This window comes from Rhodopseudomonas telluris (genome assembly GCF_042432815.1).
GTDB lineage: Bacteria > Pseudomonadota > Alphaproteobacteria > Rhizobiales > Xanthobacteraceae > Rhodopseudomonas > Rhodopseudomonas telluris.
Window position 1 is genome coordinate 61,217 of record NZ_JBHLWM010000011.1, and the last position, 23,403, is coordinate 84,619.

Annotated in this window: 17 protein-coding genes and 1 tRNA gene; 5 read left to right on the top strand and 13 right to left on the bottom strand. The window is 65.4% G+C overall.

Features of this window, described 5'->3' with window-relative positions; genetic code table 11:
- Window positions 1-94: 94 nt before the first annotated feature.
- Both ACFFJ6_RS23415 and ACFFJ6_RS23420 read right to left on the bottom strand, forming a co-directional pair.
- Window positions 95-179, bottom strand: a tRNA-Leu gene (locus ACFFJ6_RS23415).
- A gap of 78 nt (window positions 180-257) precedes the next feature.
- On the bottom strand, window positions 258-500 hold the full coding sequence (locus ACFFJ6_RS23420) for a FliM/FliN family flagellar motor switch protein (protein WP_378392473.1): 243 nt from the start codon (window positions 498-500) through the stop codon (window positions 258-260).
- Between the two features lie 64 nt (window positions 501-564).
- Here ACFFJ6_RS23420 and lipB point away from each other — a divergent pair, with 64 nt between their 5' ends.
- Together lipB and ACFFJ6_RS23430 are read left to right on the top strand one after the other, a co-directional pair.
- Window positions 565-1,302: a lipoyl(octanoyl) transferase LipB gene (gene lipB / locus ACFFJ6_RS23425; protein ID WP_378392475.1), complete on the top strand. Its 738-nt coding sequence runs from the start codon at window positions 565-567 to the stop codon at window positions 1,300-1,302.
- 283 nt (window positions 1,303-1,585) lie between these two features.
- Window positions 1,586-4,237, top strand: coding sequence for an EAL domain-containing protein (locus ACFFJ6_RS23430; protein WP_378392477.1), 2,652 nt, complete (start codon window positions 1,586-1,588; stop codon window positions 4,235-4,237).
- A gap of 13 nt (window positions 4,238-4,250) precedes the next feature.
- Here ACFFJ6_RS23430 and ACFFJ6_RS23435 read toward each other — a convergent pair whose 3' ends face one another.
- The 9 genes from ACFFJ6_RS23435 to ACFFJ6_RS23475 form a co-directional block, all read right to left on the bottom strand.
- Complete coding sequence (locus ACFFJ6_RS23435; RefSeq protein ID WP_378392479.1) at window positions 4,251-6,794, bottom strand: ATP-binding protein; 2,544 nt, start codon at window positions 6,792-6,794, stop codon at window positions 4,251-4,253.
- 275 nt (window positions 6,795-7,069) lie between these two features.
- Window positions 7,070-8,566 carry a sugar ABC transporter ATP-binding protein gene (locus ACFFJ6_RS23440; protein ID WP_378392481.1) on the bottom strand — a complete coding sequence of 499 codons (1,497 nt, stop codon included), beginning with the start codon at window positions 8,564-8,566 and terminating at the stop codon, window positions 7,070-7,072.
- Window positions 8,563-9,654 carry a hypothetical protein gene (locus ACFFJ6_RS23445; protein ID WP_378392483.1) on the bottom strand — a complete coding sequence of 364 codons (1,092 nt, stop codon included), beginning with the start codon at window positions 9,652-9,654 and terminating at the stop codon, window positions 8,563-8,565. Before ACFFJ6_RS23445 ends, ACFFJ6_RS23440 begins: the two co-directional genes overlap by 4 nt.
- Window positions 9,651-11,768: an ABC transporter permease gene (locus ACFFJ6_RS23450; RefSeq protein ID WP_378392485.1), complete on the bottom strand. Its 2,118-nt coding sequence runs from the start codon at window positions 11,766-11,768 to the stop codon at window positions 9,651-9,653. Before ACFFJ6_RS23450 ends, ACFFJ6_RS23445 begins: the two co-directional genes overlap by 4 nt.
- 99 nt (window positions 11,769-11,867) lie before the next feature.
- Window positions 11,868-12,890, bottom strand: a complete 1,023-nt coding sequence (locus tag ACFFJ6_RS23455) for a sugar ABC transporter substrate-binding protein (protein ID WP_378392487.1) — start codon at window positions 12,888-12,890, stop codon at window positions 11,868-11,870.
- A 64-nt stretch (window positions 12,891-12,954) separates the two neighbouring features.
- Window positions 12,955-13,926, bottom strand: coding sequence for an ABC transporter permease (locus ACFFJ6_RS23460; RefSeq protein WP_378392489.1), 972 nt, complete (start codon window positions 13,924-13,926; stop codon window positions 12,955-12,957).
- Between the two features lie 801 nt (window positions 13,927-14,727).
- The gene (locus ACFFJ6_RS23465) at window positions 14,728-15,027 is read right to left on the bottom strand and encodes an acylphosphatase (protein WP_378392491.1); all 300 of its coding nucleotides are present in this window, start codon (window positions 15,025-15,027) and stop codon (window positions 14,728-14,730) included.
- Window positions 15,024-15,893, bottom strand: a complete 870-nt coding sequence (locus ACFFJ6_RS23470) for an isocitrate lyase/PEP mutase family protein (protein WP_378392493.1) — start codon at window positions 15,891-15,893, stop codon at window positions 15,024-15,026. The genes ACFFJ6_RS23465 and ACFFJ6_RS23470 overlap by 4 nt, the downstream gene beginning before the upstream one ends.
- A 5-nt stretch (window positions 15,894-15,898) precedes the next feature.
- Complete coding sequence (locus ACFFJ6_RS23475) at window positions 15,899-17,914, bottom strand: acetyl-CoA carboxylase biotin carboxylase subunit (protein ID WP_378392495.1); 2,016 nt, start codon at window positions 17,912-17,914, stop codon at window positions 15,899-15,901.
- Window positions 17,915-18,072: 158 nt separating this feature from the next.
- Here ACFFJ6_RS23475 and ACFFJ6_RS23480 point away from each other — a divergent pair, with 158 nt between their 5' ends.
- Window positions 18,073-19,917 carry an alkaline phosphatase family protein gene (locus tag ACFFJ6_RS23480; RefSeq protein ID WP_378392497.1) on the top strand — a complete coding sequence of 615 codons (1,845 nt, stop codon included), beginning with the start codon at window positions 18,073-18,075 and terminating at the stop codon, window positions 19,915-19,917.
- 70 nt (window positions 19,918-19,987) lie between these two features.
- Here the strand turns inward: ACFFJ6_RS23480 and ACFFJ6_RS23485 are convergent, their stop codons facing one another.
- The gene (locus ACFFJ6_RS23485) at window positions 19,988-20,563 is read right to left on the bottom strand and encodes a hypothetical protein (protein WP_378392499.1); all 576 of its coding nucleotides are present in this window, start codon (window positions 20,561-20,563) and stop codon (window positions 19,988-19,990) included.
- 390 nt (window positions 20,564-20,953) lie between these two features.
- On the bottom strand, window positions 20,954-21,352 hold the full coding sequence (locus ACFFJ6_RS23490; protein WP_378392501.1) for a DUF2177 family protein: 399 nt from the start codon (window positions 21,350-21,352) through the stop codon (window positions 20,954-20,956).
- A 109-nt stretch (window positions 21,353-21,461) separates the two neighbouring features.
- On the opposite strand from ACFFJ6_RS23490, the gene ACFFJ6_RS23495 reads away from it, so the two are divergent.
- Window positions 21,462-22,925 carry a cryptochrome/photolyase family protein gene (locus ACFFJ6_RS23495; RefSeq protein WP_378392503.1) on the top strand — a complete coding sequence of 488 codons (1,464 nt, stop codon included), beginning with the start codon at window positions 21,462-21,464 and terminating at the stop codon, window positions 22,923-22,925.
- 114 nt (window positions 22,926-23,039) lie between these two features.
- Window positions 23,040-23,381: a hypothetical protein gene (locus ACFFJ6_RS23500; protein ID WP_378392505.1), complete on the top strand. Its 342-nt coding sequence runs from the start codon at window positions 23,040-23,042 to the stop codon at window positions 23,379-23,381.
- Window positions 23,382-23,403: the final 22 nt, after the last annotated feature.

Genomic DNA, 23,403 nt, shown 5'->3' on the forward strand with positions numbered 1-23,403 from the left:
CGAAACGCCCGTCTGCGCCTGCTCACCGGCGAGTCGGCTGATGCCGCGGAATTCCGCAGCATTGTCAGGATGATCGATTTTGGAGAAGGATGGCTGGTGCGCTCGGAGGGACTCGAACCCCCACGATTTTACTCACTGCCACCTCAAGGCAGCGCGTCTACCAATTCCGCCACGAGCGCTTGGGATCAGCCTGGGCTGGGCGCCCGACCGGATCGACGGCGCCCATTTAACAAACCCATGATGGGGTTACAAGGCCGTCATCGGCGATCTGGCGATCGCGTCAACATCTGTTTCACTTCGACCGCAATACGGTTGCGATCCACCAGCACCACGCCGCTGGCAATCGGCATGTTATTGGCGAGGATCTTGACCTCGTCGGCCTCGGTGGCGTCCAGTTCGATGATGGCGCCGCGGCTCAACCGCAGAACCTGGTGAATCGGCATTGATGTGGTGCCGAGCACCACGGTGAGGTCGACCGAGACTTTATCGAGTGTTGGCACTGGAACCCGGACTGGCAGGCTGTGAAACGAACGTGTGCGAACCTGACCATGTTATGGTTATTCAATGATTAACACGCCTGTTAACGCCCGCCAGACGCTGACTTCAGGCGGTTTCTTCCCCCTCGCCGGCGGTCCACCGGTCGAATGGCTGATTTCTGATGCACCGATTCCCTACCCGGAGGCGGTGGCGGCGATGGAATCGCGCGCAGCGGCGATCGCGGCCGGCGAATCGCCGGAGCTGGTGTGGCTGCTCGAGCACCCGCCGCTCTACACCTCCGGCACCAGCGGCCAGGCCACCGACCTGCTCGATCCGCGGTTTCCGCTGCACGCCACTGGCCGCGGCGGCCAGCTCACCTATCACGGGCCCGGCCAGCGGGTGGCCTACGTGATGCTGGACCTGAAGCGCCGCCGGCCCGACGTGCGCGCCTATGTCGCCGCGCTCGAGCAATGGATCATCGCCACGCTGGACGCCTTCAACGTCCGCGGCGAGCGGCGCGAGGACCGCGTCGGCGTCTGGGTCGCGCGACCCGACAAGGGCGTCGGCTTCGAGGACAAGATCGCGGCGATCGGCGTCCGGCTGAAACGCTGGGTGTCGCTGCACGGCATCGCCATCAATGTCGAACCCGACCTCAGCCATTTCGCCGCGATCGTGCCCTGCGGGATCAGCGACCCGCGCTACGGCGTCACCAGCCTGGTCGATCTCGGCCTCCCGGTGACCATGCCCGATGTGGACCTCGCACTCCGCGCGGCGTTCACCGACATCTTCGGCGCAACGACCGACGCGCCGCCCGCCTCCGCCTAACGTCGACGCGGCGTAGTCGTCGGCGGCTCCTTTCCGACCAACACTGGGCACGTCCGCCGCGACACTCGAAAGAGTTTTGATCGGCGCGACCGGCGTATCATTTCGCTCGGAAATTTCCCGACACTTACAATCTCACCGGCGTCCGGCAACTGATTCCTAAGAATGATGAGCAGCGCCGGTGGCGCCCGGCGAACAACAACGCTTTGCTCACTTTCGATGAGTACTCCATACGGGGAGTTCCTATCGAGGAACCTCGTAGATTCCGCAGGGATCAGGACTGACGATGAGCAGCAGCGATGACTTCAACGAGGATCCGGCGATCCGCCTCGCCGCGCTCGAACAATCGAGCGAGGCCGTGGTCATCGTCGATAGTCATCGTCACGTTCGTTACTTCAACGAAGCAGCGGAGTCGGTCTGGGGCGTAAACCGCTCCGAAGTACTTGGCTGCGACGTCGGCTCGCTCGGTCTTGGCACCATGCCTGCGCAGCCCGGCGCACCGGCAGCTGCGTGCGGCGCCACCTGTGATCGCGAACGCGAAATCGAGATCGGGCGCAAGGACGGCAGCCACATTCGCGCGGCGATGTCGGTGTCGCACATCAAATTCGGCTGCGAAGGCTGTACGATCGCCTTTGTCCGCGACATCACCCGCGAAGTCGAGCGGCGTGAGGAAATGTCCCTCCTCACCGCGATATCCGACCGGACCAGCCGTGCCGTCGTCGTCACCGATCACGAACAAACCATCGTGTACTCCAACGCGGCGTTCACCTCGCTGTTCGGGTATTCCGCCGATGAAGCGAAGGGCCGCCACGCCAATGAGCTGCTGACCGGGCGCTACACGGATCCGGTCGCACTGGACAATCTGAAAACCTGGACCCTCGACGACAACGGCGGCGAGCAGGAGCTTCTGCTCTACGACAAGAACGGCGATGAGATCTGGGTGCAGGCCGAGGCCAAGGCGCTGCGCAACCCGCGGGGCCAGATGCGGCACGCTTTCGCGATGCTGACCGACATTTCGGAATCAAAACAGCTCCGCTCGCTGCAGCAATTGACGCTTGCGGCGCTGGCCGACGAGATTCCGATCGCGGAGATCGCCGACCGGCTGTGCCGGCAGGTGGAGATGATCGCGCCGGACGTCGTCTCATCCCTCCTGCACATCGATTCCGCCGGACTGATCCACCCGCTCGGGGGGCCAAGTCTGCCGACGGACTACTCACAAGCCCTCGACGGAGTGCCGATCGGGCCGGACGTCGGCTCGTGCGGCGCAGCAGCCTACTTTGGCGAGCCGGTGCTCTCGATCGATCTGGAAAATGACCCGCGCTGGCAACCTTACAACGCACGTCCGCTCGCCGTCGGTCTGCGCGCCTGCTGGTCGTCACCGATCAAGTCCAAGGACGGGCGAGTGATCGGCACCTTCGCCTTTTATTTCCGTGAATGCCGGGCGCCGAGCCGCTGGCATCAGCGCATCATCGAGGCCGTCGTCGATCTCGGCGCGCTCGCGATCGAACGCAAGGAATCGAGCGCGCAGATCGCCCGTCTCGCCTATCACGACATGCTCACGGGCCTGCCCAACCGGGCGCGCCTGCGCGACCTGATCGCCGAGGCGACCGAGGCCTGTCCGGCCGGCGAGCATGTCGCGCTGGCGTTTCTCGACGTCGACAATTTCAAGGACGTCAACGACACGCTCGGCCATTCGGCAGGCGACGAATTCCTCGTGGAGTTCACGCGGCGCCTCCGCGAACAGGTGCAGCCTGGAGATATGCTCGGCCGGCTCGGCGGCGATGAGTTCGTCGTCGTGATGCCCAATCGCGACGCGGCCGCGGCCGGGCGGATCGCAGAACGTCTTTCAGAAGCGCTGACGTTGCCGCTGCGGATCGGAACCAGGCATGTGCCGATGTCCGCCAGCATCGGCATCAGCCTGTACCCGGACAACGCCACCGATCTCGACACGCTGATCCGGCAGGCCGACACGGCGATGTATCAGGCCAAGCGCGCCGGGCGCTCCACCTATCGCTTCTTCAGTGCCGAGATGAACGGACTGGCCGAAGAACGGATGGCTTATACGGCGGCGCTGCGCCGGGCGGTGGCGCAGGACGGATTGGAACTGCGCTATCAGCCGCAGATCAGCACGACCGACGGCGCCATCCACGGTGTGGAGGCACTTGCGCGCTGGTGCGATCCGCTCCTCGGTGAAATTTCGCCAGCGAAGTTCATCCCGCTCGCCGAAGAGTGTGGACTGATCGACCAGATCGCGCTGTGGTCGATCCGCGCGGCCTGCCGACAGATGCAGATGTGGCGTCAGCAGGGATTGGATATCCCCTCCGTCTCGGTCAACCTGTCGCCGATCAATTTCCAGAACGCCAACCTGCCCTCCGTGGTGGCGGACAGCCTGGCCGAGCACGACCTGCCGCCCGAGGTGCTGATGCTCGAAGTTACCGAGGGCGTCCTGGAGAAAGAGCGCTCGCGCGCGCTGGCGACGATGACGGCGCTGCGTGCTCTCGGCGTTGGCCTGTCGCTCGACGATTTCGGCACCGGCTATTCGAGCCTCAGCCGGCTGGCGCAACTGCCGATCCGGGAATTGAAGATCGACCGTGGTTTCATGAGCGACGTCGAGAGCGACGACAATACGCGGGCGATTGTCACCACCGTGGTTCGTGTCGGCCAGAGCCTTCGGCTGACCGTGATCGCCGAGGGCGTCGAAACCGAAGGCCAGCTCGCGCTCCTGACCGAACTCGGCTGCGACGTCGTGCAGGGCTTTCTCTACGCGCCGGCGCTGCTGCCCGGCGAACTTGAGCGCTGGCTGCTCGACTACACGGCGCGGCGCGCGAGCGCGATGGCACGGCGGCTCAATCGCGCTGTGTTGCCGCAGGCGCAGGAGGCGTCTCACCTCGCCGCAGCGCGGCGACAGGACGACAGCAGCCACGCTTTGCAGCACTGATGACGGGCAGAGTTTATTTCGCGATCAGCTCGCGGATGCGCGCCGCCAGGGTGTCCACGGCGAACGGCTTCGTCAGCACCGCCATGCCAGGCTCGAGCTGACCGTTGTTGAGCAACGCATTCTCGGCGAAACCGGTGATGAACAGCACGTTGAGGTCCGGCCGGGTCTCCCGCGCGGCGTCGGCCAATTGGCGGCCGTTCATGCCGCCCGGCAGTCCGACATCAGTGACCAGCAGGTCGATCCGCGCATCGGATTGCAGCACCTTCAGCCCGGCGACGCTGTCGGCGGCTTCGAGCGCGCTGTAGCCGAGATCGCCCAGCACGTCGGCGACCAGCATCCGTACCGTCGGCTCGTCGTCGACGATCAGGACCGTCTCGCCCGCCTCGGCAAACGAGATCAGACTGGAGTCCGGACTGCGCTCGTCGTCCTCCGCCTCGCCGCGGTGGCGCGGCAGATAGATGCAGACCATCGTGCCTTCGCCGACTTCCGAATAGATCCGCACCTGGCCGCCGGATTGCTGCGCGAAGCCGTAGATCATCGACAGGCCGAGCCCGGTGCCCTGCCCGATCGGCTTGGTGGTGAAGAACGGATCGAACGCCTTGGCGATGACGTCGCGCGTCATTCCGGTCCCGGTGTCTGAGACGCACAGCGACACGTATTGCCCCGTCGGGATGTCGTAGATCTTTGAATGCGCCCGATCGATCCAGCGATTGCCGGTCTCGATCGTGATCTTGCCGCCATCCGGCATCGCGTCGCGGGCGTTGATGCACAGGTTCAGCAGCGCGCTCTCGAGCTGCGGCACGTCGACCAGCACCGCCCAGAGCCCTGTGGCGCCGACGTGCTGAACCTCGATGCCCGGCCCCACCGTACGCTGGACGAGGTCCAGTATGCCGCTGACCAGCTTGTTGACGTTCGCCGCCGTCGGCGTCAGCGTCTGCCGCCGCGCGAAGGCCAGCAGCCGATGAGTCAGTGACGCCGCGCGCTTCACCGCGCCCTGCGCCGCAACCAGATATTTGTCGACGTCCTTGATCCGGCCCTGGCTGATGCGCGTCGCCATCAGTTCGAGGCTGCCGGAGATGCCGGCGAGCAGATTGTTGAAGTCGTGCGCCAGACCGCCGGTGAGCTGGCCAACCGCTTCCATCTTCTGCGACTGCCGTAGCTGCTCCTCGGAACGCATCAGCTCAGCGCGGCTTTCGGCGACGCGCTGCTCCAACGTCTCATTCAGAGCCCGCAGCTCAGCGATCGCGCGGTCCCGCTCCTCGACCAATGCACGGCGGTCGTCGACGTCGATCAGCACGCCCGGGAAGCTGAGCGCTGTGCCGTCGGGACCGAGATCAACGCGTCCATTGGCCTCGAGCCAGTAGTACTTTCCGTCGGCACGGCGCACCCGATACTGATGGGCATACGGGCCGCCACGCCGGACCGCTTCGTCGATCGCCGCTGCGAGCCCGGCCTGATCGTCGGGATGAACGGTTTCGACGACCTGCGCGAGGCTGAGGCCGTCGCGGCCCTTGGCCGGGTCGAGACCGAACGAGCGCGCGAACGCCTCGTCGACGGTGAACCGGTCGCTCGGCAGATCCCACAACCAAGTGCCGATGATCGCGCCGGCAGCGAGCGCAAGTTGCACGCGCTGAACGTTCTCGCGCGCGATCTTCTCGCTCTCGCGCAGCGCCGCCTCGGCCTGCTTGCGCGAAGAGATGTCGCGAAACAGCACCGAGACCTGCCGTAGCTCCGGCGGCTCGATCCGCGTCGCGGAAACTTCGATGGTGCGTTTGACTGCGACGAATTCGCGCTCGAAATGGATGGGCTGCCCGGTGAGGAGAACGTTGCGATACAGCTCGGCCCAGCCATCGGCCTCGTCCGGCACCAGATCGCGCAGCGTGCGGCCGACGATGTTGGGAATGCCGGTCTGCTTCTCGTAGCCGGCATTGGCTTCGAGATGAACGTAGTCGCTCAGCGGCCCGTGCGGACCATCGAAGAATTCGATGATGCAGAAGCCGTCGTCGAGCGCTTCGAACAGTGCGCGATAGCGGGCTTCGCTGCGATCGACCGCGTCATTTGCCGCACTCTGCTCGCGGATCGCCTTCTGCAGTTTGGCGTTCGCCTCTTCGAGCGCCTTGCTGGCGAGCATCGACTCGGTGTTCTCGAGACAGCCGCCTAAAAAGCCCGCGACGGCGCCATCGTCGACGCGGACCGGGGTGTAGAAATAGGTGAACCAGGTGTCTTCGTCGTAGCCCCTACGCTGCATCCGCAGCTGTAGATTCTGCTGCGACAATGCCTCACCCGCATAGGCGCGGGTGACGAGAGGCTCGAGGTCCGGCCAGATCTCCGGCCACACCTCGCGGAAGCTGCACCCCAGCGCCCGGGGATGCCGGTCGGCCAGTAGTTCCACGTAAGCATCGTTGTAAAGCAGCGTCTGCTGCGGACCCCAGACCACAAAGCACGGGATCTTCGACGACAGCATCGTTGCCGTTGTGACCTGCAACGAAGGTGGCCAACGATCCGGAGCCCCAAGCGGAGTCGCGGCCCAGTCGTAGGCGTGCACAGCGGCGTGCATCCCGACCGAATTTGGCAAGCCAAAATGAGTTTCAGCCACGGTCGGCGTCTGACGTCATGAGTTCAGGGAGAGGCGCTGATCATTGATACTCAGGCGCGACCGAAAGCCATGCCGACCTGGGACTTACCCGACCGCGCCAGCCCCATAACGTTCGGCGTGCCGTTTCGTTGCATCTGCCATCAAAAAGAGTTGGTTGTCAAAACGCGAGCGCGTCTGCCGTGCAGCAGCCGTCCGCTGGTGATCCAGCCGGCCCAGCACGCCAGCGGCCACACCCGTCAATGGATCGCCGCGTACATGATCTTTTCTTCGGTCGCGTCCAGGCAGGAGAATTCCTCGACCACCTTGCCCTGCCGGCTCACCAGGATCCGATCGGACAGGGCCAGGATCTCCGGCAGGTAGGACGAGATCACCACCACCGCCCGGCCCTCGTCGGCGAGGCGATTGATCAGCTCGTGAATCTCGACGATCGCGCCGACGTCGACGCCGCGGGTCGGCTCGTCGAAGATCACCACGCTCGGGTCCTGCACGAGCGATTTGGCGATCACCACCTTCTGTTGATTGCCGCCCGACAGCTCCACAACCTTGGCCTTGGGGCTGATGGCGCGGACGTTGAGCTGCTTGATCCAGCTCTCGCCGCTGGTCTGCGCCTCGCGCCGCGACAGCAGGAAGCGGCCGCGCGGAAACTTGGCGAGCAGGCCGAGATAGACGTTGCGGGCGATCGACATCGTCTCGAAGAAACCTTCGACCTTGCGGTCCTCGGTGATGTAGGCGATGCCGTCCTTCACGGCCGGGGCTGGGACGCGATAACGCACCGGCTCGCCGCGCAGCAGAATCTCGCCGCCGTGGAACAGGTCCCGCTTCAGCACGCCGGCAGCGATCTTGAAGGTCTCGGTACGCCCTGCCCCGACCAGCCCGAACACGCCGGTGATCTGGCCGGCGAAGATCGACAGCGAATTGTTCTTCACCATCGGCGCCAACTTCAGATTCTGGATCGTCAGCATCCGCTCACCGGCGGGACGCACCGTGGTCTTGCGCTTGCCATACAGCGTGTTCGAGAGGTCGCGGCCGACCATCGCCTGGACGATGCGGTCGCGGTCGAAATTGCGCGCATCGTCGGTGACCACGTGCTTGCTATCGCGCAGCACGGTGATGCGGTCCGCCAGCAGCAGCGCCTCTTCGAGCGCGTGCGAGATGAACACGATCGAGACGCCGCGTTTCTTCAAGTCGCGCACCAGATCGAAGAAGTACTTCTTCTCCTCCGGCGTCAGCGTCGCGGTCGGCTCGTCGAAGATGATTACCTTGGCCTGATGCAGCACCGCGCGGGCGATCTCGACCATCTGCTTCTGCGCCGCGCCGAGCATCCCGACTGTCGCGGTCGGCGTCACGTCGAAATTTAGCGATTGCAGGAATTGCTGGGCGGCGATGTAGATGCCGCGCAGCCGGTTGTAGAATTTCTCCTGGCCGAGAAACAGATTCTGCGCCACCGTCATGGTCGGCACCAGGCTGTTCTCCTGAAACACCATGCCGATGCCGAGATGCCGCGCTTCGAGCGGCGTCTTGGGCGCCACCTCCTTGCCGTCGACCAGCATGGTGCCCGAGGTCAGCGTCACCACGCCGGCCATCGCCTTGGTCAGCGTCGACTTGCCAGCGCCGTTCTCGCCGACCAGCGCGTGGATCTCGCCGCGACGGAGTTGAAAATCGACGCCATCGATCGCCGGCACGCCGGAATACAGCTTGGTCGCCTTGCGAAATTCCAGAACGTTGTCCGTCATGCGCCGGCCTCGGCTTGAATGTCGGAGAGTTTCAGCCGCAGCAGCCGTCCCGGCCCCTTGGCCAGCACGTAAAGGCTGTCGGCCATCTGCACCGCCGCGACAACGCCGTGGTTGCTGCCGTCGACGCGGCTGTGCAGCGAATACAGCGGCGCGTAGTCGGCGCCGAGCCGGACCACGAGCCCATAGGAACGCGGCGGCGCCCACGGCTTGATGATGCCCATGGTCTTGAGATGCGCGCCCTGCATCGGTTCGCGGAACGAGTGCCCGGCGGTCAGCCGCGGCACGATCCAGAACTCCGGATCGATCTCCGCCATCATGCGTCGGCAATACGCCGCCTCGCGCAACACGAACTCGATCAGTTGGGTCCGCGCCGTAAAGGCAGTCATCCAGAACCCGCCGCCGGCTACAGGCGACAGTCGCGACGGATAAACCGGAAGATGGTCGAACACCGGCTTGATGTCGCCTTTGGCGCTGACGGCGATCAAGCGATGGCGCCAGCTCTCGCTCACCAGCGTCGTGTCGCCCGACGCCGCCGCGCCGAAGGCGTAGCGCAGGCCTGTCGCGCGGACTTCGATCTTGCGCGATGCCGGATCGATCGACAGCAGCCGGCCGCTGCGGCCGCGGCTGAGCAGATCGCGGCCCCACTCGGCATAGGGCAACTCGGTCGAGCCGTCGGTCGCGAGTAGCGCGCCGTTCCGGCCGGGTGCCAAAGCGTTGACGGCGGTCATGCCGGCGCCGCTGATGACGACATCGCCGGCATCGCCCGGTGCGAACACCCGCACCTCGCGCCCCGCCAACGCCACCGCAAGCCGGCCATCCGGCAGCACGCACAGCGCCGTCAGCTGCTGATCGAACTGCCGCACCGGAACCACCGACGCGCCATCCAGCCGCAGCACGGCGTTGCCATCGGCGACGAAAAGCGTGCTGCCATCGGTCGCGAGATCTTCGGCGCCACGGAGCGTCGCGACGACCTCTGCGTGCTCGAGAGTCTGGTTCGGCTTCAGCGCGCCATCGAACGGCGGCACCGTGATGGCGCCCTCGCCGCGGCCGAGGAAGCGATGCGCGAATTCGCGAAGCGCCGGGATCATGGCTGTTTCCCCCATCGCTTGTCGTACTGCACGAAGTTCGGATCGGCGCCGTCGAGCTTGTAGCGGCCAATGCGGTTGTTGGCGATGCCGCCGAGATACAGATGGCCGCGATGCTCGCGCATCGAGGTGATCATCGGATGATTGGCGCCGGACAGATCCCAGAAGGATTCGAGGATCTGGCCCTGCTCGTTGAATTTGACGACGCAGCCGGTGTTGATGTTGGGAAACAGCCACTCGTCGACGGGCAGCCGCTTGCCCATGCGGCGGCGGAAGTCCGGCATCCGCCAGGCCAGATCGAGCGCCGGCGAGCGCATTCCGACAAGCGCCAGCCAGTAGTTGCCGTCCGAGGCGAGATTGATGTTGTCCGGATAGCCCGGCAGATTGTCCATCACCACTTCGACCTTGCCGGACTTCGGCCCGTCGAACCAATAGCGTTTGATCGAGCAGCCGAAGGTTTCGGCGAACAGGATCGACTGCCGATCGCTGGCGATGGCAATGCCGTTGGGGAATTTCAGCCCGCGCAACACGGTGCGGGTGGTGTTGGTGTTGGGATCGTAACAGATGATGCGACCGTTGCCGCGGGCCTCGAGGCCGTCGACCGGCCATTCGTCCATCTCGTAGCGCACCGTGGCTTCCGAAAAGAAGATGCGGCCGTCGTCGGCGATGTCGAGGTCGTCGGCGAGCCGCAGCCGGCTGTCGTCATTGACCGACCAGATGCTGCGGTTGGTCTCGTCTGTCGCCTTCTCGACCTTGCCGTCCGGCGCGATGCGGTACAACCCCATGCCGCCGATGCAGCAGTAGAGATTATCATTGCGGTCGAACGCCATGCCGAGCGGCTGGCCGCCGATATGGGCGAACACCTCCATGCGCGTGTAGTCCGGCGCATGAAACTTCATGATGTCGCCGTGCCGCGAGCCGGCATAGAGGTTGTCGTGACGGTCGAGGATGACGTCTTCGGGCGCCTCGATCTTGCCGAGACCGATCAGCGACACGTCGCGCAGCTTGTCGTTCTGCTCGAACGGACCGCCCTTGCCGATCTCGGTCGGCGGTGGTGGCGGCAGATAGTGATAGGCCGGCGCCACATAGACCTTGCTGATGATACGGTTGCGGTTCTTCAGCCAGCGGATGTCGATCATCGCCGCGACCAGCAGGATCGACGCCAGCACCATGCGGTTGTAGCCGCCGCGCACCGACAGCGTGGTCAGGCCGTTGGTAATCAACAGCACGATCAGCGTGCCGGCCAGCGCCTTGGCGACCGAGCCCTTGCCGCCGCCGAGCGTGATGCCGCCGAGCACGGTGGCGGTCAGCACCGTGACTTCGAGGCCGATGCCGACGTCGCCGCCGACGGTGCCGAGCCTTGCGGCGAAGAACAGCGCGCCGATCGCGGTCAGCGCGCCGCTGGCGACGTAGCACAGCGCGATGGTGCGGCGAACCGGGATGCCGGAATTGTAGGCCGAGCGCCGCGAGCCGCCGATCGCGGTGATGTGCCAGCCCGGCCGCAGCCGCGTCAGGAAGATGTGGCCGAAGATCGCCACCAGAATGTACAACAGCGCGACGCTCGGAATCCCGAAAACGTCGCCGCCGCCGATGAAGTCCCACAGCGGAAAGTCCGGCATCGACGAGGCGATCTTCACCGAATTGCCGACCAGCAGCAAATCATAGGCAGAGCGGAAGATGATCAGCGTGATCAGCGTGGTGATGAAGGCGCGCAGCCGCAGATAGCCAATCAGGATGCCGTTGATGCTGCCGAGCAGTGCGCCGCAGGCGATGGTGGCGACGATCACCGCCGGCACCGGCCAGTTCAGCACGTTGAGGCAGTACAGCGCGCAGAAGTCGCACAGAGCGAACATCGAGCCGACCGACAGGTCGATGCCGCCGACGATCACGACGAGCGCAATGCCGAGCACGACGAAACCGATCTCGCCGGCCTGCCGCGCGGTGTCGCTGAGCGAGCCGGGCGACAGGAAGCCCGGGATCGCGCGGCTGAGCGCGATCGCCACCACGATCAGCACGATCATCGGGATCGCGGTTTCGGTCCAGCGCTTGGACAGGATCTCGCCGAGCAGATGATCCGGCCAATAGCGCGACTTAAACTTGACGAGAGCTTCTTGCATGGTGCCCGCTGGACTGGAGGGTCGCCGATGTGCAGGCGCGCGCGCCCGCAGCGGTCGCCCGCTCAACGCGGGCGGCGCCGGGATCGGAGCGCGCGTGCGTTACTTCTTCAGGTCGCTGAGATTCCAGCAGGCGGTGTCGGAGCCGGCATTGTCCTTGGTGATCGGGATCAGCGTGGTGTAGATCGAGCCCTTGACGTCGCCAGGCTTGGCGCCCGACGAGAGCAGCCACTTGATCATCGCCGCCATGTCGGCGGCCTGGATCGGCACGTCGTAGCTGAGATTGAGATCGAACGCGCCCGACTTCACCAGCTCGCAGGCGCCCTTGCGCTCGCCGCCGCCCGAGGTGGCGACGAACACCTTGCCGGTGAGCCCCGCCTCCTTCACCGCCGCCGCGGTGCCGATGTCCATGCCGTCCCAGAAGCCGACGATGCCGCACAGATCCGGGTTCTGCTTCAGCACCGTCTGGGTGATCGCCTTTGCCTTGGCAGCGTCCCAATCGGCCGCCTGCGAGGACACCACCTTAATGTTCGGGTTCTTGGCGAGCACGTTCTCGACACCCTTCAGCGTGTAGGCCGAAGTCGCCGCCGACAGCGCACCCTGCACGACCGCGATCTTGCCGGACTTGCCCTCGCAGGCCTTCACCACGGCCTCGGTGGCGCGCTCGCCGACCTCGATCCAGTTGGCGCCGACGAAGGCCGAACTGCGATACACCGAGCCCATGTTGATCTGGATGATGAAGATGCCTTCCTTCTCGGCGCGCTGCAGCAGCTTGGCGTAGGTCTGCACGTCGGGATTGTGCACGATGATCGCCGCCGGCTTCTCCGAGATCAGCGTGGTCAGCGCCTGCGCGCCGGCGCTGGTGCTCCAGTTCGGATCGCGCACGATCACCTTCATGCCGAACGGCTCGAGCTCGCGCTTGACCCCGGCGAACCAGCCCTCGGTGAGGTCGAAATTCATCGCCACCGGAATGTAGGCGACGGTCTTGCCGGCCAGCGCCGCCTTGAACGGCCCCTGGAACGGCTCGTCGAGCCCCTGCTGCGCGCGGGCCGGCAGTGCCAGCGCCGCCACCGCGCTCGCGGCGAGGATCAGCCGCAATGCGGTGCGCTTGAGTTGAATCGACATGGTCACCCTCCCTTGATCGTTGGTCTCGTCGCCCGACGTTGTTCGCCGTGGCTGTTCGGAGTCGTCAGATGTCGCCCTGCTGGGCGGTCTCCTCGTTGCGCGGGTTGAGGAAGGAGTCGGCAATCACCGCGATCAGCAGCACGACGCCCTTCACCAGATTCTGCCCCGAATAGGAGACGTCCATGATCGTCATGCCATTGAGCATGGTGCCGATCAGCAGCGTGCCGATCACGACGTTGAGCACACCGCCGCGGCCGCCTGACAGGCCGATGCCGCCGAGCACCACGACCAGGATGACGTCGTAGATCATCGTCGAATTGAAAATGCGGGTCGGCATGCTGTTGACCGACGACGCCATGACGAGGCCGGCGAAGCAGCCGATCAGCGCCGCCAGCACATATTGCAGTACGATGATCGGGCGCGTCGGAATGCCGGTGACGCGCGCGGTGTTGGGGTTGTCGCCGACCGCGTAGATATAGGCCCCGGGCCGCGTGCTGCGCAGCAGGAAGGCGACCGCGAGACAAGCCAGCCCGAACACGATGATCGGCAGCGGCACACCGAGCAGTTGTCCCTGCCCGAGCCATTCGAAGCCCTGCATGCCAGGGCTCCATTGCACCACGTCGAGCTTGAACAGCGCCGCCTGGCCGAAGCCGGCGAGAAACAATCCGCTGGCCAGCGTAGTGAACAGCGCCGGCACTTCGGCGTAAGCGATCAGCCAGCCGTTGAACACGCCGAACGCCACCGCCAGCAGCAGCGCCACCGAAAGCGCGATCGGCAGCGAGCTGCCGTCCTGCACCATCTGCAGCACGAGACCCGGCGGCACCGCGAGCACAGCGATCAGCGAGATATCGATGCCACGGCCGATCACCACGATCGCCATCGCAAGGCCGAGAATGCCGAGAACGGACACGTTCTGCAGCAGCGTCAGCATATTTGCGGTGGTGAAGAAGCCCGGAAGAAACACGACGAAAGCGACAAACATGACGGCAAAGATGCCGAGCACGATGCCCTGCTGATTAACCCGACTGAGCGCCATCCCAAGCCTTGCTTTTTTTGTTACGCGATCCTCCCCCGTCTTTTTACTAATTGCAAGACGAAATCCGATGCATACACGGCAAGCGCACTTGTGCACTGCACCGACGGGTGTTCGCTGACGCGAACTAATCATCACGCGATGATGCAAGCGTCGACAATCGCAGGTTGGCCGCGTGCGCCACGCAAGACCGCAACGACGCGAACGATGGTCGCTTGCCGAGAGCCGAACGCGGAGCGAGCGTTGAAGGGCGACAAACCGTTGTTGAGTGAGGAGAGACCGTTATTGCGAGGAGCGTAGCGACGAAACCAATCCAGCTGCTGTGCTCGGAGCCTGGATTGCTTCGCGGAGCCTGTCATCGGGCGGCGCTCCGCGCCGACCCGTTGGCTCGCAATGACGGGGACGCGGATTTGATAGTCGTGCGCTTCGTCGATTGATTGAAGCGATCCGGCCTTTCCGGAAGCACTGAGTCCTCATCCTGAGGAGCCCGGCGAAGCCGGGCGTCTCGAAGGATGGGGCCACGCAGTCCCGGTAGCGCATGGTTCGAGACGGCGCTGCGCGCCTCCTCACCATGAGGTTGTACTTGTGGCCGCGCATCATCAAGCGCGACTCCACCTAGAGCAGAACGGCTCTCATCAAATAACTGCACACAACGCCGTCATGGCCGGGCTCGTCCCGGCCATCCACGTCTACCCTGCCTCAACGCACAAGAACGTGGATGCCCGGCACAAGGCCGGGCATGACGATGATAGACGAATGTAATTGAGCGGACCTCCGCGTCTGGGAGGCTATGTCGCCCGCCAACTACACGGTCGGCAAAATCGAAAACCGCTCGTCCGCTCCGCGTTGCGCCAACAGATCAGCCTCCGCCTCGTCGACCACCACCGCGTCGACGCGCGAGGCAGACGGGCCGTGGTGGCATTTGGCGATCATCTCCGCCACCGTTGCCTCAGCACCGGCGAACAGTGCTTCGACGCTGCCGTCGCGGCGGTTGCGGACCCAGCCGTCGAGGCCATAGGACTCCGCGGTCTGCGCCACCCAGACGCGATAGCCGACGCCCTGGACGCGGCCGCGGATCATGACGTGGCGGACGACCGTGCTCATTCGCGCGCGAGCCCGAGAAACTGCGCCTCGCGCTCCTCGACCAGGTCCGAACGTGTGACCCGGTCCATCAGCTCGGCGGTCGCGAGTCCGGTGAGTTGCTTCGGCGCGGCGCCGGCTCGAATGGCGGAGAGCGTCTTATGCACCGCCTCGGTCGCAGCGGCGATCGGCGCGTGGCCTTGCACCGCGATGCGCACGCGCTGCGCGGCGAGATAGTCCCAATCCGCCAGTTCGGCCGGCGGACTGCCGAGCACGATCGGCAACTTCGTCGCCGCGCTGATGGCGGCGAGCTGATCGCGGGTCTTCACGCCGGTGAAGAACAGCGCATCGACGCCGGCAGCCTCGTAGGCCGCCGCGCGCGCGATCGCATCGTCGAGCGAGGTAATCGCGCAGGCGCCGGTGCGGCCGACGATCACGAGCGACGGATCGAGCCGCGCATCGAGCGCCGCCTTGATCTTGCCGAGGCCCTCTTCGCGCGAAATGAGTTGCGGCCCCGCGGCGCCATAGGCCTGCGGCAGCAGGGTGTCTTCGATGGTGAGACCGGCGGCGCCGGCAGCTTCCAGTTCCTGCACGGTGCGGCGGACGTTCAGTGCGTTGCCATAGCCGTGATCGGCATCGACCAGCACCGGCAGCGCGGCGGCGCGCGCCATCCGGCGCATCTGTTCGGAAAGTTCGGTGAGCGTGATCAGCGCGATGTCGGGATCGCCCAGGATCGCCAGCGAAGCGACCGAACCGCCGAACATCCCCAGCTCGAAGCCGAGATCGTCGGCGATCCGGATCGAGATCGCGTCATAGACCGACGCGGGGCGCACGCAGGCCGATCCTTGAAGGATCGCCCGCAACGCGCCGCGGCGGTCGCGCCAGGCCATGGCGCTTACGCGAATTCCATGATCACCGCGTCGACCGCCAGCGTGGCGCCGGCGGCGGCGTGGATCTTCTTGATCTGGCCGTCGCGCTCGGCGCGCAGCACGTTCTGCATCTTCATCGCCTCGACCACGGCCAGAGTCTCGCCGGCCTTGACCTCCTGGCCTTCGGTGACGGCGATCGAAACAACAAGGCCCGGCATCGGGCACAGCACCTTCTTGCCGGTGTCGGCCTTGTCGCCTTCCTTCATCCAGCGCGCGGCAGTGGCCTCGCGCTCGGTGAAGACGTTGACGGCGACCTCGTAGCCCTGATGCGCCAGCCGGAATCCGTTCGGGATGGCGCGCACCTGCATCGCCACGGGGTGGCCGTCGAGCGTGCCCTCCCACACCGGTTCGCCCGGAATCCACGACGACAGCAACTGATGCGGCGCGCCGAGCGAGCCGTCCGCCTCGAGGAAGCGCACCACGAAGCCGTCGCCCTCGCGGATGACGTCGAGCGGGATCTCCGTGCGGTCGAGCCAGACGCAGCGGCGGCGCTCGCGGATCACGGCGCGGCCGATCATCTGACCCGAGATCTTGCGCTTGCGTTCGCCGATCACGCGATCGATGGCGGCGCCGACCGCGGCGATGCGGCGGGCGACCTCGCCCTCCGGCGTGCGGGCCGCGAAGCCCTGCGGGAATTCCTCGGCGATGAAGCCGGTCGAGAGGTTACCCTCGCGCCAGCGCGGATGCGTCATCAGCGCCGACAGGAACGGGATGTTGTGGCGGATGCCGTCGACGTAGAACGCGTCGAGCGCGTGCGCCTGCGCCTGGATCGCCGCGGCGCGCGACGGGGCGTGCGTCACCAGCTTGGCGATCATCGGGTCGTAGAACATCGAGATCTCGCCGCCCTCCTGCACGCCGGTGTCGTTGCGCACGGTGACGCCGTCATTGGTGCTCTCGGCCGGCGGACGATACTTCACCAGGCGGCCGATCGACGGCAGGAAGTTCCGGAACGGATCTTCCGCATAAACACGGCTCTCCACCGCCCAGCCCTTCAGCGTGACGTCCTTCTGCGCGATCTGCAGCTTCTCGCCGGCCGCGACGCGGATCATCTGCTCGACGAGGTCGATGCCGGTGATCATCTCGGTGACCGGATGCTCGACCTGCAGGCGGGTGTTCATCTCGAGGAAGTAGAAGCTCTTGTCCTGGCCGGCGACGAACTCCACGGTGCCGGCACTGTCGTAGTTCACGGCCTTGGCCAGAGCGACCGCCTGCTCGCCCATCTTGCGGCGGGTGACCTCGTCGAGCAGCGGCGACGGCGCTTCCTCGATCACCTTCTGGTTGCGGCGCTGGATCGAGCATTCGCGCTCGCCGAGATAGATGACGTTGCCGTGCTTGTCGCCGAGCACCTGGATTTCGATGTGGCGCGGATCGACGATGAACTTCTCGATGAAGACGCGGTCGTCGCCGAACGACGCCTTAGCCTCGGCCTTGGCGAGATTGAAGCCTTCGGCGACCTCACTAGTCGAATGCGCGATGCGCATGCCCTTGCCGCCGCCGCCGGCGGACGCCTTGATCATCACCGGATAGCCGATCTCGTCGGCGATCTTCACGGCGTGCTTGTCGTCCTCGATCACGCCGAGATAGCCCGGGACGGTCGAGACCTTGGCCTTGGCGGCCGCCTTCTTGGATTCGATCTTGTCGCCCATCGCGGCGATCGCGCCGGGGTTCGGACCGATGAACACGATGCCGGCGTCGGCCAGCGCGCGCGGGAACGACTCGCGCTCGGACAGGAAGCCGTAGCCGGGATGCACCGCCTCGGCGCCGGTCTTCTTGCAGGCCTCGACGATCTTCTCGATCACCAGATAGCTCTCGGCCGCAGCGGCCGGTCCGATCAGGACCGCCTCATCAGCCATTTCGACGTGCAGCGCGTCACGGTCGGCCTCGGAATAGACGGCGACCGTCTCGATACCCATGAGGCGCGCGGTCTTGATGACCCGGCAGGCGATCTCGCCACGGTTGGCGATCAGGATGCGTTTGAACATGTTCTTGTTGCTTGCGACCTTGGGGTGGTTCTGCCCTCCCGGCCGGGACGGCAATCGGCATTGCGCGTGTGCTTGTAACAATTCTGTCGCCGAGGAAAACTAGTTAATGCGAAGGGGTGCGTCGCCGGCCCCCCGTTTTTCCAGCCCGAGGGATATCCATGCGTCGCATTTTCACCCCACTCGTTGCGGGCCTCGTCCTCCTGTCGACAGCCTCCGCTTTCGCCCAGAACGGCCAGCCCCGCAACCTGATTCTGTTCATCCCTGACGGGCTGCGCGCGTTGACCGTGACGCGGCAAATCGCTCCAACCATGGCGGCGCTGCGCGACCAGGGGGTGAATTTCCGGAATCCGCATTCGCTGTTTCCGACCTTCACCATGGCCAACAGCTCGGCGATGGCCACCGGCCACTATCTCGGCGACACCGGCACTTTCAGCAACACGATCTATACCGGCTACCCGTCGGTCCCGGCCGGCAATACCGTGGTTCCGTTCATCGAGAACGACGACGTGCTGGGTGACATCGACAATCATTTCGACGGCAATTACCTGAATGAGGAGACGCTGCTGAAGCTGGCTCGCGACAAGGGCCTCAGCACCGCGGCGATCGGCAAGCTCGGCCCGACCCTGCTGTTCGACCACACCGACCGCGTCGACCGCCCCGGCCTGCATTCGATCGTGTTCGACGACGCCACCGGGACGCCCCGCGGCGTGCCGGTGGCCGACGAGATCAAGGCGGCGTTGGAAAAGGCCGGCCTGCCGACCGCGACGCCGTCCCGCGGCGCCAACGCCAAGGCCGGCGACGCCAAGACGCCCGGCACGGTCGACGCCAATATTCCGCAGCAGGCCTATTTCGCCGACGTCGCCACCAAGGTGGTGCTGCCGCTGTTCAAGGAACGCGGCAAGCCGTTCGTGCTGGTGTTCTGGTCGCGCGATCCGGACGGCAGCCAGCACAATCACGGCGACAGCCTCAACCAGATCGTTCCGGGCATCAACGGCCCGACCTCGATGGCCGGAATCCGCAATGCCGACAACAACCTCGCCCAGCTTCGCAAGGCGCTGGATGAACTGGGGCTGAGCGCCTCGACCAACATCATCGTGTCCGCCGACCACGGCTTCTCGACGATCTCCAAGGAGAGCAAGACCAGTCCGTCCGCCAAGGTCACCTACGCGGACACCCCGGCCGGCTTCCTGCCGATGGGCTTCCTCGCGATCGATCTGGCTAAGGCGCTGCAGCTGCCGCTGTCCGATCCGAACGACGGCAACAAGCCGGTCGCGGCCGACGCCCATCCCAAATTCGGCAACGGCGTGCTCGGCAAGGATCCCGCCAAGCCCGATCTGGTGGTCGCCACCAATGGCGGCTCGGACCTGATCTATCTGCCAGGCAAGGACAAGAAGCTCGCTGGGCGCACCGTCAAGGCGCTGCTCGAGCAGGACTATGTCAGCGGCCTTTTCGTCGACGACGCGCTCGGCAGCTTCCCCGGCACGCTGCCGATGTCCGCGCTCAATCTGAAGGGCCAGGCGCGGACGCCGACACCGGCGATCGTCGTCAATTTCCGCTCCTACGCGTCGGGCTGTGCCGAGCCGACCACCTGCTCGGTGCAGATCGCCGACACCGTGCTGCGGCAGGGCCAGGGCATGCACGGCTCGTTCAGCCGCGGCGACACCATGAACTTCATGGCGGCGATCGGCCCGAGCTTCAAAGCCGGGTTCGCCGATCCCCTACCCGTCAGCAACGCCGACGTCGGCTTCACCGCCGCGCATCTGCTCGGCCTGACGCCGACCAACAAGGGCAAGCTGGTCGGCCGGGTGATGACCGAGGCGATGCCGGACGGCGCGACGCCGAAGGCAACGTCCAGCGTGCTCCGCTCCAAGCCGGCGAACGGCCTGCGCACAGTGCTGGCGTTCCAGCGCGTTGGCGACCAGCGCTATTTCGACGCCGCCGGCTTCCCCGGCCGCACGCTCGGCCTCGACGACACCGACAAAAAGAAAACGGCGGGGAAGTAATCCCCCGCCGTCTCCAAAATCCACTGATCAGCTCGTCATGCCCGGGCTCGTCCCGGCCATGACGACGAACTTACATCCCCAGATCGAACACGTTCGGCAGCTGGATCAGCGGCAACGTGGCGACGCCGATCAGAGTTGCCACCATGCGCATCAGCGTGCGGTTGTTCGGACGCGCGCTGCCGCGCATCTGCCGGCCGATCCATTCCAGCACTTCGGTGTTTACCCCGACCGCCTGGGTCGGTGCCCAGGACTCGATCTCGGTGTCGGGCGCCAGCGCGACGCTGCGCGATGGCACCGGCAGGCCGGACGCGGCAGCGGCGTGATGCACCACCGCCTTGGCGAACAGGTCGTCGAACCGGCCGCTATCCTTGCGCTCGGCAGCGGCGGCATTGATCTCGAACAGCGCCTCGCATTCGGCGCGGCTGATCGGCTGGTTCTCGACGGCCGGCGCAGTGAGGATGCGCACACACCAGGCGGCGTCGGCCGCATCGAGGGTGCGTGAGAAATGGACTCTACCACGCGTGGTCGGGCCCTCGCCGGTGATCACACCGTCGCGCACGACACCGAGCGCCTGCGCGGCGCTGTAGCGGTCCGAAATCCGGTGGGGTTCGATGCCGATCTCGTCGGCCAGGGCAGCGGCAGTCATGGTTCCTTACTCATCATGTTGGTTGTCGACCAGCATTTCCACGCCGGCGTAAACGCTTGGTTAAGCTTTCGTCGTCGCTTGCGAGTTCCTTGTCCGGCACCGCGGAGTTATCGACAGCGTTGCGGACAAGTCGCAGTGACCGCGGTCACCGACGATGAGATCGCAAGCCGCTCCGGCGGCGTTGCGGCGCAGCGAAGGCTTTATCGGGGCAGCTTGCTTACCAGAATGTCGCAGTGAGACGGCGTCAGGTTCAGCCGCGCGAATGCCATCCGGTGCCTCAACACCGACATGAAAAAGACGGCAGCATGCTACGGCCGCACGCGAAGCTGCGGCCGTAGCGCCTTGGCTTGGCAGTCTGTTTGGAAGCTCGCGGCTTGGAAGCTCGGCCGTTCAGCGCGGCGACAGCCAGTCGGCCAACAGCAGGCCGAGCGCGCCGGACACCGCGGTGACGAACACGCCCCACGAGATGTCCACGGCCACCACCGGCCAGGTCCAGTGCTTCAGCAGCGCCAGCGAGGTCAGCTCGAAGGTCGAGTAGCAGAACAGGCCGAACAGAGCCCCGAACATCAACGAGGATTGCCAGGTGGCCGTGGCCGAGCCATTGACGAATACCAGAATGCCGACGACGTAGAGCAGATAGAACATCACCGCCGGCAACATCCGGACCGGGCCGAGCATTTCGCCGACCTGTGCGTTGAAAAAACTCTTCGCAATCGTTCCGAGGAAAAGGAAATCCAGCGGGATCAGAACCAGAAACGTCGCCAGATAAAGAACACCATACCGCTTCACATCAGTCTCCCGCAAACAGCCGCATCATCTTCAATACGCTTCACTTCTCTTTCCGTTTCAACCCTGCAACCGAACCCACCGCGCGATTTCCCCTTTCGATGGAGTCCTGATGGCCAAAGCCGCGTCCCGCCCCGTCATCGTCTGGTTTCGCGACGACCTGCGGCTCTCTGATCATCCGGCCCTGCATGAAGCGGCTACCACCAGGGCGCCGCTGATCTGCGTCCATGTGTTCGACGAGGAGAGCGCGCAGCTCCGCCCACCGCTGGCGCGGCCGCTCGGCGCGGCGTCGCGGTGGTGGCTGGCGCAATCGCTGCGCGCGCTCGCGGCCGGGCTGCAGGCGCGCGGCGGCGCGCTGATCCTGCGCCGGGGCCCTGCCGCCGACATCATTGCCGAACTGGCCCGGCAGGTCGATGCAGCGGCGGTGCACTGGAACGAGATCGAGATCGGACCGTATCGCGCCATCGCCGACGATCTGGCGGAAGCGCTCAGCGTCGCCGGCATCGCGCATCACCGCCACCGTGGCGATCTGCTCGCCGCGCCTGATGCGATCCGCACCAAGGAAGGCCGCGGCCTGCGGGTGTTCACGCCGTTCTGGCGACGCGTGCTCAGCCTCGGCGATCCGCCGCCATCGTTGCCGGCGCCGACCCAGCTGCGCGCCCTGCCCGGCGTGCAGAGCGACGATCTGGCGTCGTGGCAGCTCGAGCCGACCACACCGGATTGGGCTGGTGGCTTGCGCGCAACTTGGACGGCTGGCGAAAATGCCGCGCGGGACAAGCTGAAGGCCTTCCTCGAAGGCCTGCCCGGTTATGCCACCGGGCGCGACCGCCCGGATCGCGACGCGACCTCGCGGCTGTCGCCGCATCTGCGGTTCGGCGAAATCAGTCCGCGGCAGGTGTGGTTCGCGGCGCGCTTCGCCGCGGCCGAGCGGCCGGCGATTGCGGCCGATGTCGACAAGTTTCTCAGCGAGCTCGGCTGGCGCGAGTTCTGCCTGCATCTGCTGGCCGATCATCCGGATCTCGCCGCGCGCAATCTGCAGCCGGCCTTCGACGACTTTCCGTGGACCAGCAACGAGGCGGCGTTGCACGCCTGGCAGCACGGCCGCACCGGCTATCCGATCGTCGACGCCGGGATGCGGGAGCTGTGGCACTGCGGCGTGATGCATAACCGCGTCCGCATGGTGGTCGCGTCGTTCCTGGTCAAGCACCTCCTGATCGACTGGCGGCTCGGCGAAGCCTGGTTCTGGGACACGCTGGTCGATGCCGACCCCGGCAGCAATCCGGCCAACTGGCAGTGGGTCGCCGGCTGCGGCGCGGATGCCGCGCCGTATTTCCGCGTGTTCAATCCTGTGCTGCAGGGCGAGAAATTCGACCCCGCCGGCGACTATGTGCGGCGCTGGGTGCCTGAACTCGCCGACCTGCCGAACAAATTCATCCACCAGCCGTGGAGCGCAACGCCGGTCGAGCTTGCCGCGGCGGGGGTCACGCTGGGCGGCAACTACCCGGAGCCGATCGTCGATCACAAGGCCGGCCGCGCGCGGGCCCTTGCGGCCTACGCCGAACTGCGTCAACGTTGAACAACTTCGGTTAGTATCGCTACTAACAGAAGCGAATCGGCTATCGTCGATTCCGTCTGGACTTTCTGTAAACTCTGCTCCGCAAACCCTGCTCTAGAACCCCTGGGGGACGACATGGACGACGACAAGCCGCTGATCGAACAGGTGACGGATGCCATCGGCGAGGCCGCCGACGAAGCCAAGAAGGTGGTCAAGAAGGCACGCAAGGCCGTCAGCAAGGCGGCCAAGAAGGTCGCCAAGAAAGTGACCGCCAAGAAGGCGAAGAAGGCCCCGGCCAAGAAGGCTGGCAAGAAGGCCGCGAAGAAATCCGCCAAGAAGGCGCCCAAGAAGGCTTCCAAGAAGACCGCTGCGAAGTCCGCCAAGAAGGCGGGCAAGAAAGCCAAGGCCGCCAAGAGCTCGGCCAAGAAGGCTTCCAAAAAGACCGCGAAAAAGGCCGGCAAGAAGGCCAAGAAGTAACGGCACCAAGCCGCCTTCCCCA